Annotated in this window: 12 protein-coding genes and 1 tRNA gene; 9 read left to right on the forward strand and 4 right to left on the reverse strand. The window is 56.6% G+C overall.

All coding sequences use genetic code 11. The annotated features are described in order from the left end of the window. Positions 1–34: 34 nt before the first annotated feature. The 5 genes from MHM37_RS04900 (at position 35) to MHM37_RS04920 (ending at position 5,842) form a co-directional block, all read left to right on the forward strand. The gene (locus tag MHM37_RS04900; RefSeq protein ID WP_239295934.1) at positions 35–970 is read left to right on the forward strand and encodes an ABC transporter substrate-binding protein; all 936 of its coding nucleotides are present in this window, start codon (positions 35–37) and stop codon (positions 968–970) included. A 62-nt stretch (positions 971–1,032) separates the two neighbouring features. Beyond that, positions 1,033–2,001, forward strand: coding sequence for an iron ABC transporter permease (locus tag MHM37_RS04905; protein ID WP_219863924.1), 969 nt, complete (start codon positions 1,033–1,035; stop codon positions 1,999–2,001). Positions 2,002–2,026: 25 nt separating this feature from the next. Then, positions 2,027–3,157 carry an iron ABC transporter permease gene (locus MHM37_RS04910; protein WP_239295933.1) on the forward strand — a complete coding sequence of 377 codons (1,131 nt, stop codon included), beginning with the start codon at positions 2,027–2,029 and terminating at the stop codon, positions 3,155–3,157. Continuing rightward, the gene (locus MHM37_RS04915; RefSeq protein WP_239295932.1) at positions 3,154–3,954 is read left to right on the forward strand and encodes an ABC transporter ATP-binding protein; all 801 of its coding nucleotides are present in this window, start codon (positions 3,154–3,156) and stop codon (positions 3,952–3,954) included. The genes MHM37_RS04910 and MHM37_RS04915 overlap by 4 nt, the downstream gene beginning before the upstream one ends. Positions 3,955–4,066: 112 nt before the next feature. Further along, on the forward strand, positions 4,067–5,842 hold the full coding sequence (locus MHM37_RS04920; protein ID WP_239296054.1) for an ABC transporter ATP-binding protein: 1,776 nt from the start codon (positions 4,067–4,069) through the stop codon (positions 5,840–5,842). Between the two features lie 23 nt (positions 5,843–5,865). Here MHM37_RS04920 and MHM37_RS04925 read toward each other — a convergent pair whose 3' ends face one another. Further along, complete coding sequence (locus tag MHM37_RS04925) at positions 5,866–6,441, reverse strand: hypothetical protein (protein ID WP_139526549.1); 576 nt, start codon at positions 6,439–6,441, stop codon at positions 5,866–5,868. Positions 6,442–6,603: 162 nt separating this feature from the next. On the opposite strand from MHM37_RS04925, the gene MHM37_RS04930 reads away from it, so the two are divergent. Further along, a tRNA-Ile gene (locus MHM37_RS04930) sits at positions 6,604–6,680 on the forward strand. A gap of 39 nt (positions 6,681–6,719) precedes the next feature. On the opposite strand, the gene MHM37_RS04935 is transcribed toward MHM37_RS04930, so the two are convergent. After that, positions 6,720–7,718 carry an integrase gene (locus tag MHM37_RS04935; RefSeq protein WP_239295931.1) on the reverse strand — a complete coding sequence of 333 codons (999 nt, stop codon included), beginning with the start codon at positions 7,716–7,718 and terminating at the stop codon, positions 6,720–6,722. A 449-nt stretch (positions 7,719–8,167) separates the two neighbouring features. Between MHM37_RS04935 and MHM37_RS04940 the strand changes: the two genes are divergently transcribed. Continuing rightward, positions 8,168–9,280, forward strand: a complete 1,113-nt coding sequence (locus tag MHM37_RS04940) for a hypothetical protein (protein WP_239295930.1) — start codon at positions 8,168–8,170, stop codon at positions 9,278–9,280. Between the two features lie 47 nt (positions 9,281–9,327). Here MHM37_RS04940 and MHM37_RS04945 read toward each other — a convergent pair whose 3' ends face one another. Further along, positions 9,328–10,782, reverse strand: a complete 1,455-nt coding sequence (locus tag MHM37_RS04945) for a YfjI family protein (protein WP_239295929.1) — start codon at positions 10,780–10,782, stop codon at positions 9,328–9,330. Between the two features lie 483 nt (positions 10,783–11,265). Next, on the reverse strand, positions 11,266–11,952 hold the full coding sequence (locus MHM37_RS04950; RefSeq protein WP_239295928.1) for an inovirus-type Gp2 protein: 687 nt from the start codon (positions 11,950–11,952) through the stop codon (positions 11,266–11,268). A 667-nt stretch (positions 11,953–12,619) separates the two neighbouring features. Here MHM37_RS04950 and MHM37_RS04955 point away from each other — a divergent pair. Together MHM37_RS04955 and MHM37_RS04960 are read left to right on the forward strand one after the other, a co-directional pair. Continuing rightward, positions 12,620–12,958 (forward strand): hypothetical protein, encoded by a 339-nt coding sequence (locus tag MHM37_RS04955; protein ID WP_239295927.1) that lies wholly within the window; start codon positions 12,620–12,622, stop codon positions 12,956–12,958. 99 nt (positions 12,959–13,057) lie between these two features. Next, positions 13,058–14,026 carry a DUF932 domain-containing protein gene (locus MHM37_RS04960; RefSeq protein WP_239295926.1) on the forward strand — a complete coding sequence of 323 codons (969 nt, stop codon included), beginning with the start codon at positions 13,058–13,060 and terminating at the stop codon, positions 14,024–14,026. Positions 14,027–14,125: the final 99 nt, after the last annotated feature.

Genomic DNA, 14,125 nt, shown 5'->3' on the forward strand with positions numbered 1-14,125 from the left:
ATCATTTAGGCATAGCGTTTCACCGGAGAGTCATATGCGACACACGTTACTGCAGCGCGGTTTACTGGGAATGTTGATGGGCGGTTTGCTGGTGGGTACTGCCCAAGCGCGCATCTTGGAGACGGCCTACGGCGACGTGGAGGTTGCTGATAACCCGATGCGTGTCGTCACGCTGTATGAAGGCGCGCTGGATGCCGCGCTGGCGGCGGGCGTGACGCCGATAGGGGCCGTCACCACCCGGGGCGGTGATAACGTGGCGCAATACGTTACTGACTACCTGAATGCCCACGAGCTTGCGCAACCCGAGATCGTGGGCGTCGTGCGGGAAATCAATATCGAAGCCGTGTTGGCCCAGCAGCCGGATCTGATTCTGGCCGCGGCCCAACTGTCGGAGGAGCAGTACCAGCTGCTATCGCAAATCGCCCCCACCGTGGTGCCCCCCACACAGCCGCTGGCAGCCGATAACTGGGAAGCCGAAGCGCGCCTGTTCGGCCAGGCCTTGAACCAGGAAGAGGCCATTGACGAAGCGATCAGCGCCGTCGATCAGCGGGTCGACGCGATGGCAGAGGCGGTGGCTGACGCCGATGTAGGCGACAACGCCTATCTGGTGCGCTGGATGCCCGGCGGCCCCATGGTCATGTCGGAAAAGCTGATTGCCACTGGCTTGTTGGAGCGCGTTGGTCTGGACGTTCAAGGCGGCGAGCTGATTGGGGAGCGGGGTGTGCATAGCGACGTGTTGAGCCTTGAAAACCTCTCCCAGGTAGACGGCGACTGGCTGTTCCTGGCCACGCTGAACGACGATGGCCAAGCCGCCCTGGAGAGCGCTAAACAGAGCGCGGCCTTCAACCGCTTGAGCGTGGTCCAGAACGAGCGGGTGGTGCCAGTCAACGGCCAGCTTTGGAGCAGCGCCAACGGCCCGCTGGCGGCCCAGGCGATTCTGGATGATATCGAGAACGCCCTGTTGCCGTGACGAGTGCCGTGAATCGTTTTGCTCACCTCGCGAGCGGCTGGCGTTGTTCGCCACGCGCTTGGATGCTTATTCTGCTCACCGCCCTCGTGGCGGTGAGCGTCGTTAGTTTATTGATAGGCGCAGGCAGCGTTGGCCCCCGGCAAGTGTTAGGGCTGCTGAGCGGTAGTGATCACGCGGAAGTGCGTTTTATCGTCTGGGAGCTGCGCGCGCCCCGCACGCTTATTGGCATTGCCGTTGGCGTGGCGCTGGGCGTAGCGGGGGCGCTGCTGCAGGCGGTTTCCCGCAACCCGCTGGCCGAGCCGGGCTTGTTGGGCGTGAGCGCAGGCGCGGCATTTGCCGTTTCCCTGGCGCTGGTGTTAGGGGCCAGCGCGGCCACTTTACGCATCCCCGTGGCCCAGCTTGGCGCGCTCATCGGCTGTGTGTGCGTGCTCAGCGTGGCGCGGCTGCGCGGTGTTGGTAGCGACCCGGTGCGCTTAGTGTTAGCGGGGGCTGCGTTTTCTGGGCTGCTCGGTTCGCTCAGCGCCCTGATGCTGCTTTACGACCAGCGCGCCGCCGACGAGATCCGTTTTTGGGTGGTAGGCAGCTTGGCAGGAAGGCGACTGGACGATTTATGGGCCGTGCTGCCAAGCCTGTTGATAGCAGGAGCGGGCGTTGTCGTGATTGCCCGGCCATTGGCCGCACTGGCGCTAGGTGAAAGGGCCGCAAGCGGACTAGGGCACCGCCCTGGGCTGATTCGCTGGCTGGCGGTGGGCTGTGTGGCGCTGCTGGTCGGCGCGGCGACCGCCATTGCCGGTCCGATTGCCTTCGTAGGGCTAGTGGTGCCGTTCGTGGCGAGGGCCATCGCCGGGCCGGATATTCGCCGCACGCTCTGGTTCTGCCTGCCCATTGGCCCTCTGATCGTGCTTACCGCCGATATCATCTCCCGTGTCGTCGTTGCTCCCTCCGAGCTGCCCCTGGGCGTGCTCACCGCGCTATGCGGCGCGCCGGTGCTGATCTCGGTGGTGCGGGCCAAGCGCTTGCCCATGCTCTAACGCACTTTTTTGGTTATCTGATGCTATGAAAATCACGGCAAAACAGTCGATGAGCGGCGTGGCACTTCCTCGCACATCTCCCGCGTATCAAGAAGAGGCGAGTGCCCAGACGGTGGCTGCCCCGCTGGGCTACTGGCGCGCCGCGCTGCACCGTTATGGGGTGAGCGTGCTGCTGGAAAAGCGCGCCGTGGCGGTCAATATCGGGTTGAGTGCCGTGCTGTTGGCCGCCTGCGTGCTCTATTTAAGCCTGGGGAGCGTGACGCTTTCCCCGAGTGCGGTGGTGGCTTCCTTAATAGGGCAGGGCGATAGCATGACCACGTTCATGGTGCAGCAGCTGCGCCTGCCGCGCCTCATCGCCGCCTGTTTCACCGGGGCCGCCTTTGCGCTGGCCGGCGTGCTGATGCAGACCCTGGCCCGTAACCGCTTGGCGACCCCCGGCATCATCGGCATCGATAACGGTGCCACTGCCTTTGCGGTGGCCTCGATTGTCGGCTTGGGCGTCGGCATCGCCCCGCCCGCCATGGCGCTGGCGGGGGCGACTACCGCCGCGGTACTCACCTTTGGCCTGGCGGCGGGCAGCGGCACCCAGGGCTATCGCTTTATCGTGGCGGGCATTGGCGTGGGCGCGGTTTTTGGCGCGGTTACACAGCTGATGCTGGCGCGGGTAGCGATTGATACCGCCAACGCTGCCTACCCCTGGACCGTCGGTTCCCTCAATGCTCGCCCTGCAAGCGCGGTACAGCTGCTGGGCATTGGCCTGGCGCTTGGGCTGGTGGCCGCGCTGGCGCTGGCCCGCTCGCTCACGCTGCTGCGCTTTAAAGATGCGACCGCCAGCGGCCTGGGCACCGCGGTGAAAGCGCGGCGGCTGCAGGTGCTGTTACTGTCAGTGGTGCTCACGGCGCTAGCCGTTGCCGTGGCGGGGCCGGTGGGCTTGGTGGCGCTGATTGGCCCTGAAATCGCCCGTTCGCTCTCCAGCGCCCGCCATGTACCCATTCTAGCCGCCACGCTGGCGGGGGCGCTGGTGATGGTGCTGGCCGATTTAGCGGGCCGCACGCTGTTTGCCCCCATCGAGATTCCCGTGGGGATCGTCACCGCCGTGGTGGGTGGCCCCTGGCTACTTTGGATACTAATGCGCCCGCAACGGAGCCGCCCATGATCTCGTTACCCACGCTGTCCACCGATGCACTCCGCATGAGCTACGGCCAGCGCCAAGTGATTCACGACCTCGGCGTTAGTCTACCCAGCGGGCAAGTAACTGCCATTGTTGGCCCCAACGGCTGCGGTAAATCCACGCTGCTCTCTGGGCTTGCCCGCCTGCACAAACCCGATAGCGGTGCCGTGCTGCTCAACGGCCACGACATCGCCCAGATGCCCGCCCGCAAATTGGCTACTAAGCTAGCGCTACTGCCCCAAGAGGCGGTTGCGCCGGAAGGGTTAACCGTGACCGAGCTGATTCGCTTTGGCCGCCAGCCCCACCAAGGCTGGCTGCGCCAGTGGTCGGCGGAAGATCAGCAGGTGGTGCACCATGCCCTTGCCGCTGCGGGGTTGGAAGCGCTGGCCGACCGGCCGCTGGAAGCGCTTTCCGGCGGCCAGCGCCAGCGCGCCTGGATCGCTATGACCATCGCCCAGCAAACGCCGCTTTTACTACTCGACGAGCCCACCTCCGCGTTAGACTTAGGCCACCAAATAGAGGTGTTCGAGCTGGTGCGCGACTTGGCCTGCCACGGCCGCACGGTGGTGATGGTGCTGCACGACTTGGCCAGTGCCTGCCGCTACGCCGACCACCTGATTGCCATGCGCGACGGGCAAATCGTTGCCCAGGGGGCACCCGCTGAAGTGGTTACGCCAGCGCTAGTGCGGGAGCTGTATCAGGTAGAGTGCACGCTGCTGCTCGACCCCGATACCGGCAGCCCTTTGCTGGCCAACGTGCGCCGAGCAGCGCCACCCGTTTAAAGGCGGCTAATGCTCTATAACAACGCTAGATAACGACGTAAAAGGAATCGATGTGGCTTCTTCCCCACCCCGCGCTGACAAAGCGTCCGTCAATCAAAGCTTTCATGCCTTGATGCGCCTGCTGCGCTACGCCAAAGGCTATCGGCGGCAAATCATCACCGCGACGATCTGCTCGATCATCAACAAGCTGTTCGATATCGCCCCAGAGATTCTGATTGGCGTGGCGATCGATGTGGTAGTGAACCAGGAGAGCAGCTTCGTGGCGCGGCTGGGGTTCGAGTCCCCCCAGGAACAAATCACCATTTTGGCGGTGCTCACCTTCTTTATTTGGGCGGGGGAGTCGCTGTTCGAATACCTGTTCCAGATCCTCTGGCGCAACTTGGCCCAGCGGCTGCAAGCGGATATGCGCCAAGACACCTATGAGCACGCCCAGCGTCTCGACATGGCGTTTTTCGAATCGAAAAGCTCCGGCCAGCTTGTGGCCACCATGAACGATGACGTCAACCAGTTGGAGCGCTTTTTGGACGGCGGTGCCAACGCGTTGATTCAAGTGGTGGTAACGGTAGTGGCCGTGGGTGCGGTGTTCTTCGTGCTTTCTCCGCTCATCGCGCTGCTGGCATTCACGCCGATTCCGCTGATCGTTTGGGGCGCGTTTTTCTTCCAGCGTAAAGCCGGGCCGCTATATAGCGACGTGCGCGAGAAAGTAGGCGACCTTGCCAGCCGTCTCTCCAACAATCTCAGCGGCATCGCCACGATCAAAAGCTTCACCAGCGAAGCGCGGGAAGCCGAGCGGCTGCGGGAGGCCAGCGAAGCCTATGTGGACGCCAACCGCCGCGCGATCAAAGTCAGTTCCGCGTTCATTCCGGTCATCCGCATGGCGATTCTGGCGGGCTTTCTTGCCACCTTTACCGTCGGCGGCATGATGGCGCTGAACGGCAGCCTCAACGTCGGCGCTTACGGCGTGCTGGTGTTCCTGACCCAGCGCCTGCTGTGGCCGCTTACCGGCCTTGCCCAGGTGATCGATCTGTTCGAGCGCGCCATGGCCAGCACCAAACGGATTCTGGATTTGCTCGAAGTGCCGATTACCGTGAAGGACGACAGCACCACGCCATTGTCGGCCCCGGTAAAAGGCGACGTGCGTTTCGAGGCGGTCAGCTTTCAATATGAGGCTAGCCAAGTAGGCGTGAACGGCGTGGATCTTCACGTGCCCGCAGGCAGAACACTGGCGCTAGTGGGGGCCACCGGCTCGGGTAAATCGACGTTGATCAAACTGCTGCTGCGTTTCTACGACCCCGCCAGCGGCCGTGTGTTGGTAGATGGCCAGCCGATCACCGACGTCAGTATGCACTCACTTCGCCAAGCGATTGGCCTTGTCAGCCAGGACGTGTACCTATTCGAAGGCAGCATTCGCGACAACATCGCCTACGGACAGCCGGATGCCAGCGATGCCGCGATTATCGACGCCGCTAAAACCGCCGAAGCCTGGAGCTTTATCGCAACACTGCCCCAAGGGCTGGATACGCCGGTGGGCGAGCGGGGCGTGCGCCTTTCCGGCGGCCAACGCCAGCGGCTGTCACTGGCGCGGGCGCTATTAAAAGACCCGCCGATTCTGGTGCTGGATGAAGCCACCAGCGCGGTGGATAACGAAACCGAAGCGGCCATTCAGCGCTCGCTAAAACGCATCGCCCATGGCCGCACGGTGATCATGATTGCCCACCGCCTTTCCACCATTGTGCACGCTGACGAGATTGTGGTGATTGATAAAGGCCAAGTGGCCGAGCGCGGCACCCACGCCAGCCTGCTAGACGCCAACGGCCACTACGCCGCCCAGTGGCGGGTACAAACCGGGGCCGCCCAAGCAGGCGATGTGGAAGCGCTTAGCCACTAAGCGCTTAGTGGCTAAGCCAAGCGTTAGCGGTTCACCAGCAGCGCATTGAGCGTGACGGGTACATGCTCATCGATCTGCTGGTAGCCCAACATCGACAGCACGGTGCGTACCGTGCTGTTGGCCATCAGCGCGTTGCCATCCAACGCCATGGGTTCGGCGTGGGTCACGCGCACCTCGTTCAACCCCTCGCGGGTAAAGCGCAGCGGCACCGCCTCTTCCTGGTTAATCAGATCGGTTTGCACCCGAAAGGTGAGGGTTTCCACCATCGACTCGCCAATATCCAAGCCGTCTAACCGCTCCGGCGGCATTTGCGCCACCAGCGTCACCAGCGGGGTGTTCGCCAGCATGCCCACCCACGGCGGCAGCTCGCCAAAGCGGTCGAGCAGGTCGGTTTGGCTCAAGCGCAGCGGCAGGCGCAGCGTGCCATCGGCCGAAATATCGCCCTGTAAATTGCTCACCCGATGGTGATGGGTTTGCGGGGCCTCGCCATCCAGTTGGGTAATCGACGCCTGCACCCGAGACTGGCCAGGATCGAGCTGCCAATCCGCCTGCACCGGCAGCGCCAACAGCAGCGGGAAAAGAGCCATCAAAGCTTTCAAAGCGGTTCTCCATAGAAGCATTCACCACCAGACCCCAGCGCTGGCAATTAGTGCCACCGCCAGGGTGCCTGCATCCGTCGAAAAAGTGCTGCCCACGCCGTAAGATAGCGCCCCAAGGGGTAGCCTCGTCCCCATACATTCGCTATGATATGCACGCTTTTCGGGCCTATAGCTCAGTTGGTTAGAGCAGGGGACTCATAATCCCTTGGTCGTAGGTTCAAGTCCTACTGGGCCCACCAATGAAATCAAGTGGTTACAGAGATTAGAGCTTGTTTCTGTCAGTGCTTGGTTACCATTTGGTTGCTAATACGCGGCAATCTGGCAACCACGCTGTCCCATCGTGTCGGATCAGCATGGGCATATCGGCTCGTTACCGTCAGCGATGAATGCCCCAGCAAATCTCTGATACTCGTCAGTGACTCTCCTTTGCTAGCTAGCAATGAAGCATAGCAATGTCGCATATCGTGAAAACGGATATCTGGACGACCGATTGCTTCCCGAGCCCTTTCAAATGCTCCCCTGACTCTATCCCCCGTTGTTTCAAACGGTAAGCTTTCAAGCAGCGGTATTGCTTCTTCGGAAAGCGGGATGATCCTCGGTTTACCATTTTTCGTTTGGTGTGGCTTGAGCACAATACGTCCGTTGAAGACATTCCCCGGCTCCAGTGCCAACAGTTCGCCACGTCTCATCCCTGTTAGCATGGCTAACAAAATTACTTCACGTTCGACCTGATACCGCTCGGGCACAGCTTCCAGCAGCTCTGCAAGCTCTAATTCAGAGAGATAAACGTGGCGCTCGTTTTTAGGCGAGGGCTTACGTAGCTTTCCGTCAAGTGGCAAGTCGATCCAATCCCATTCGCGATACGATAGCGAGAGCACTCGCTTGACGGCCTGTATGCGGTTGTTGATGGTCGACTGTGCCAATCCCTTTTCTTTCAGAGCCTTCTGCATCCTACGAGCCGCGTCTAGCAGTTCCTGGCCGATGATGACGCCTGGAGCATGCTCATCCATCCACCTAGCGACCAATAGGATGTGCTGCTTCTGAGAGCGAACGTCATATTCGCTGACCATCCGTTGCAGCCCCTCTGAGAAGGTGTATTTGGGCTTGCGGCCCATAACACCATTAAACTCATCTTCTTGGCGCTGGGCTTCTGCCTTTAACGCGTACTGCCTCGCTTCTCCTTCTGTGCGAAAAGTTCTTTGAGTGCGCTGGCCGTTGATGGTGCCGCGGACAACCCATGTGCCGCGGTCTTTCCTGTTCGAGACTGTGTATCCCATTTTCGATCCTCCTTACGCTGAGGACCGCGCCTGCAGTTCCTAGCGTACTCCTCAACCTCTTGCTGATCAAAGCGCACAGCGCTCCCAAATTGAACGAATCCGATGTCTTGCTTGTGCTCGTATACCCAGCTCAGGCTCATACCCAACTGCTCTGCTACCTGCTCTGGTTTTATTAGCGATCTGGCCATAAGTATCCTCGCCACTGAAGAAGTTGACGAAAATATGATTGCGAAAAGTCTTGGGTTTTTCATACTGTCTGCTAGGCGACAGTTTTTTTAGATAAGCAGTGATATTGACTTTTTTAGTAAGTCATGAGTCATGAGTCGTGAGTCACTTGAGGAGCTGCTCTGAATTGATTAGGTGGATGCGTCTAAGGCTGAATAAAGAGTTTTCTAGTTCGCATTGATTTTTGGTCTGCTTGAACTTTGGTAATAATTAGGTGGTGTTTTATGAGTGGGGATGGAATAGAGCTAAATATTACGGGTGATTTATCGCGGGAACTAACGGGTGAAGGGGCGTCTGGGGACGAGAACTGGCCCCCTAAGCGTCCAGATGCTGTCTGGTTTATGTATTGTGCCTGCCAGGAGTTGGAGCGTCATGCTCATGAAGTTGTTGATCAGACTTTTAGGCATTTAAATATATTGGATCATAAGGGGCGAACTGAATACTTGGCTCAGCTTGAGAAAAGTATCGTTGATATCCGTTTAAAAGATCGGCAGCTATATCAATCTGTGGAGTTCGAACAATATAAATTTGAAGGCGATAACTTTAAAAAGCACTGTGCTGATCAAGCTATACGATATGCTGTTGCCGCGCTTGAGGAGTTCAATAAGAATATGAGAACTTCGTTAGTGTATCCTGATGAGTTTTTTTTGGAACAATCAGGAAAGTCCTTTGCTCTCATGATTAACTGGATAGTAGAGGCTCGGCGTCACTTGGCCGCATTGGAAATTTTGAAAAATGTTAGCAAGAAAATGTATACCAAGCGAGCGGTCAAAGGTGGGCACTCACGATCTCGATCTGCTTCAGAAAAAAATCAGCGAAAACTTCTAGAAGTCATGATCACAGGATTGATGTACGCAGATCCAGAGGCGCGAATCCGGGCGGAGCGGAATACTCAAGCAGTAGTAGATGAGTGGGCAGGAGAGATTTACGAGCTTAATAAAAAAAATCCTATTTTTAGCTGGTGTGGCGGGCTTAATAGGTTTCGAGGAGAAGTTCTAGATGTGTTAGTAGAGAAGCTTAAGAAAGGTGAGAGTATCAGCGATAGACATATGCGTTCACGCTTGAGATTTCGAGGCTTTTCAAATAAGGATAGTAAGTCCAGTAGTGATGCAAGCAGTTGTGAAGATGCGGAGCTGATCCGCGAGCGAGGCCAGCGAGAAGGGGTTCAGTTCTCTCTAATATATTTATTAGAGCAGCGTTTCGGCGAATTGCCAAATGAAGGGCTGGAACGAGTTAAATCGATTTCTGATATTGACGACTTCCAAACCTGCCTTGATCGGTTGCCTGAGGCGTCGTCGTGGCAAACCGTGCTGCAGGTGCCTGGAGACGACAAATGACGTAGAGAGCATTTGCCGCCCGTCAGGGCGGCAATAAACCATGAGTGTCAGTAAGTGCTCGAGTTCTGCGGACCCAGCCAAGGAGCGATGTCGATGTGGCGGGTTCGATTGAGAGTAAAAACCGCCACTTGCTGATGGGTGAGCAGCACATCAAGCGCTGCTTTGAGCCGCTTTTTATCACGCAAAGGGCGTGGGCAGCGTTGACGTACGTCGTTATACCGAATAATACGCCAGTTGAATTGCCTCAGCTCATTGAACCACTCGTTTAGCCGCTGAGCATCTTGCTCCTCTTGAGGTGGTGGCATGAAAACCTGCATGAAGTGAGCAGAGTGTAAAAGATTGATATCAAGCGATATCAGTACTGTCTCAGGCTTAATTCCTCCCTGATGGCCCTCGAATAAATGTATTAGTGCCGCTACTCGAGCTACGTTTTCTGCAAGCTTTGAACCGTGGTCGGGGCACGCTTCGAAATATCCCCCTGGTCCCATCTGCTGCTCGATCTCATTGGCCGCTTGCATCCAGCAGCCTGCTCCTTCTGGAGTGAACTCCAGTACTTCACGTGGCGTGTCAGGGGCATGGATAAGAATCAGGTTCTCCTTGATCAAAGTGGTTAAGCGCGCCTCTGCTTGTTTCCAGACATCCCACTCCGTGGGGCTGTGTGACGAGTAGAACCGCTGACCACGGATCGATGGTGGTGCGCAGACGAGGAAGCGAGCGAGCATGCCTGAGTCTCTAGCCTGCTGACCGTGGATTTCCATGTACTTTTGCAGGATGCTGGGTTGAACCATCAGCAGCAGCATCAGACGAGCATCATCTAGGACGATATCTTCTTTAGTAGCCCTGGTGATAACTGTGCTGCCACCGCTCCACAGGGAATTGATGTGACCACGTGCTCGGTTCATGGCGCCCTTGAAGAAGACCTCAGCTTCGTCTGTCGCCAGCGCAGCGCTCGGAACCCTCGTGCTCAGTCCAGAGAAGAGCGCTTCGGGTGAGGTGTCGTCATATAGCAGCCGAAACTCGCGGGGAGGTATGGGCTTACGCTGGTGCAACTCCCTCAGCAATTGACGTTCACGCTCCGCTGTACCTCCTTTAGTTCGTTTGCGGTAGATTGACTGGGTTAGCACTTTCTCCTCGGTGCGCCACTCCTCTAGCTCTCCTTGGTAGGCATCCTGCTGCTTGCGCCATTCCTTGTGCTGCTTACGCTGTTCCTCTTGGATAGGGTGTAATACTTTATCGAAAAGCGGAGACTTGCCCTCGCCTGAGCCAGCTACACCTAGCATGTTAATTGTAGTGGGTTTAATTGCACCATATGGCATTTTAAGGTCATAGCGACCTTGAGAGGCCATGCTGATCCCAGCTAGTAGTGTTGGGACGGTGAGCTCAAGTGGCGCCTGGCAATTTTGGCTGAGCTCATTGCTAGACCGCCACAATAGAGTAGAGGAAATTCTCTCGTCATTGAAACTGCCGGGGGCAGGCAGTATCGGGTAGAAGGGATAGCTCATTTTCACTCTCCTGTTTCTTGTGGTGTAGCCATCGGACCTGTTCCGATGGTGTGTGAAGAGAGTGAGGCTTTTCGCATGACACTAAATCAGCGCTGCTTGCAATCGAGACTGATCATAAGCAGAGGGGTTGACAAAAGCATTAGAATGATTGCCAAAAATTTTGAATATTTAAAAGTGTGGAGTCAATCTAGGCGGCCATTTTGGCCATTCGTAGCCAAAATGGCCGCCTCTTACACTGGCAGTATGAGCTATGTCTCATACCGATGTGTATCTACAGAGTGTGGGTGATCAAAAGTTATATTCTATTTGGTTATATATTAAGTTGATAAAAGATGGTCCGTGGGAGATTTCTAGCCTGCCGCGCTACATGCCAATGAGTAAAGGCGCTGCTCTTGTCAGTCGATATTGGGATGGTGGAATCACGTTCTGAGCTTGGAACAATTGAGAGATGATCCAAGTATGAGGTCTGTTCAAATTAAAGGCTTACCGGCTACTGCCTTGGTGACAGCGGATTCTTTGGGCGATTGGCTTGGAGTAGGCTTTGCTCAGATAGGAAGCAGCGTAGAAAACCTGTGCAAAAGTTTCCGCGTCATTTCGGTGCATGCAATACACATAGGGCTGCTTTGTCAGCTTGTCCGTGGCGACATGAAGTAGTCCAGCCATGTCGTAAATCGGCCAGTTGATGGCCCAGCTCCAAGCCCTAACGCAGCGGTGGTAGAGATTGCCCTGCTCGTATTTACCACTGAAGGAGGGGGAGAAGCACCCCAGTGAACAAAAGGCATCATAGTTAAGCAATAACTGCATATGGTAGTGAGGCTTGTCGCTAGTGTCCTGCTCTCGGGCCCACAGGTAGCGGATTTCGGTGTGATACTTGGTACCTGCCGCTTCAAGCTCCTTCCGCAAGGCATAGAAAAACCGGTTAAGGCACGCGTTGTCAGCGTGGATCGGCCCAACTGGCATTGCTTGGGGGAAGCGCAGGTCGAGGCGAAACGCCAAGGTCCGGTTCTGCTCGTAGGTAGTGTGCTTTAGTACCCGCAGAGTGGTCTCCAGATAGTTCTCAATCTGCGGGCCCTGTAGACGCTGCTGTACTGGTAGCCCTTGGTACCAGCTATCGTAATAGAGGCGTAGCTTCGTATTGTGAGGGTGGCGTTTTGGTTTATTCGTGAACATGAGAGTCTCTTAGGTGTAGTTCATGACACACGCGTACACGGCACTCTCCGCATTTAAGCAGTGGCTTTGAGTGATGGTCATGTGGTGAAGATGGATCTGTCGTCACGGGCCCTAAATAGGGTGGCCTTGGGCGAATAAGGAGGTGTAGCGCTGTAAGGACTGGTCAGTAAGGAATTTGTCTGTGCATCGCCTCTTGGAAAGGCGATCTTCTGAGGTGGCCTTATTGTCATGGCGTTATTTCGCCATCACGTTGCTGTCGGTGTGATCCTTCCTGTTGATACTGTGAGTAACAGGACTTCTCTGGCCTCTTTTTATGGGATGGTCGGAGGCTTCGAAAGGCCTCCTCCCTAGTAGCCCTATTTCTCAATCTCCTCCGTACCTTTATTACTATTAGTTATGACTTTGCTGCTGCATATTACTATTACCGTCATTATTCCTATTCTTATAGTGGTGTCGGTACCATTCGAGGCATGGTGTTCAGTGATAGGTGTGTTGAGGGGCTATCCCTGAAGCTGAAAAAATAATTCCATTTAATCAATGAGATAATAAGAAACCTGTCAGGCTCACAGTATTAGTCACGCCAGTAAAAAATGTTCAGACCTATATCACTCCTATGCATCCCCCCCCCCCATGGAACAACCTTTTTCCTCTGCATAGGAGCTTTAATATGTCCCCACCCTGTAAGCGTTGTGCATCAACGCGCCTGCTGAACCTGGAGACTGCCCAACGCGTGAGCGTGTTAGGCAGCACCTTGATCGGCGGTGCCATTGGCGCATGGCGTGCAACCGCCATCACCGGCCCACTGCCATTGGCGGTGACTCGCTTTCCATTGGCAAAACTGCCTGCCGCCATGATGGGTGCCGTGGCCGGTGGTCAAACCGGCTCGCGCATCGCCACCTCATTGTTTGAGCAGTGGCTGCCTGTCGGTAGCGGAACACCATGGTTCTGCTTGTCGTGCGGCTGCACCTACCGTGACGCCTATCCGCCTTTAGCACCTAACGCTTAACCCATCGTTGTTCGCCCTGTGTGGGGCGAATGATCCGCTTGTTAACTTTCTCGCGCTGGCCTTTGGTCGGCTGCTTTTTTTATGTCTGGAGAATGACTCATGACACATCTCGTTGAACACATGGCTTACGTTGGCGATACCCCTTGGCATGGCCTGGGGCAACAGCTGTCTCGTCATCAACCGCTGGAGGTCTGGCAGCATCAGGCCGGTATGAACTGGCACATCGAAGAAGCGCCGGTGCGCTTTATTGCCGAAGGGGCTAGCCACCTGGGCAGCATTCACTCGTTCCCTGAGCAAAAGGTGCTCTACCGCTCAGATACCAAAGCACCGCTGTCGGTGGTGTCGCAGCGCTATAAGGTGGTACAGCCCGAGGAGATTTTGGAGTTTTACCGTGACCTGACGGAGTACGCCGGTTATGAGCTAGAAACCGCTGGCGTGCTCAAAGGCGGTCGTAAATTTTGGGCGTTGGCCCGTAGTGGCTTAAGCACATCGCTCAAAGGTCAGGATGAGGTCAACGACTACCTGCTGTTGGCGACCTCTTGCGATGGCACATTGGCCACTATGGCGACACCGACCACGGTGCGGGTGGTGTGCAACAACACGCTGCAAATTGCCGTCGATGGCACGTCGCAATCGGTGAAGGTGCCCCACCGTTCAGAGTTTGATCCGCGTGCCGTCAAACGCCAGCTGGGTATCTCGGTGTCGCAATGGAATGACTTCATGTACCGCATGAAAGCCTTAGCCGAGCGAAAGATTGATCACCGTGAAGCACAGCGCTACTTCCAAGCGGTGATGTGCGGCGTGGAGACGCCGTTAGACGATCCGTCCAAACTGCCCAACTACCGAGCGCTCAACAAGGTACAGAAGCTCTACCAAGGCGAAGGGCGTGGCGCTCACTTGATGACCGCGAAGGATACAGCCTGGGGCTTGCTCAATGCCGTGACCGAATACGTGGATCACGACAAGCGGGCACGCAGCAACGATACCCGTATGGATTCGGCTTGGTTTGGACAAGGTGCCCAGCTCAAACAAGAGGCCTTGGATGCCGCCCTTCAGCTGGTGTCGTAACCACCCATACACCCACCCCCGCAAGCGATTCACCGAATGATCACTCTAATCCTCACGGCATAGACGCCCAGCCCCTAAAAAGGCTGGGCGTTTTGCTGT

Origin of the sequence: Halomonas sp. MMH1-48 (assembly GCF_022348105.1) — a bacterium.
In the GTDB taxonomy this organism is placed as follows: Bacteria; Pseudomonadota; Gammaproteobacteria; order Pseudomonadales; family Halomonadaceae; genus Vreelandella; species Vreelandella piezotolerans.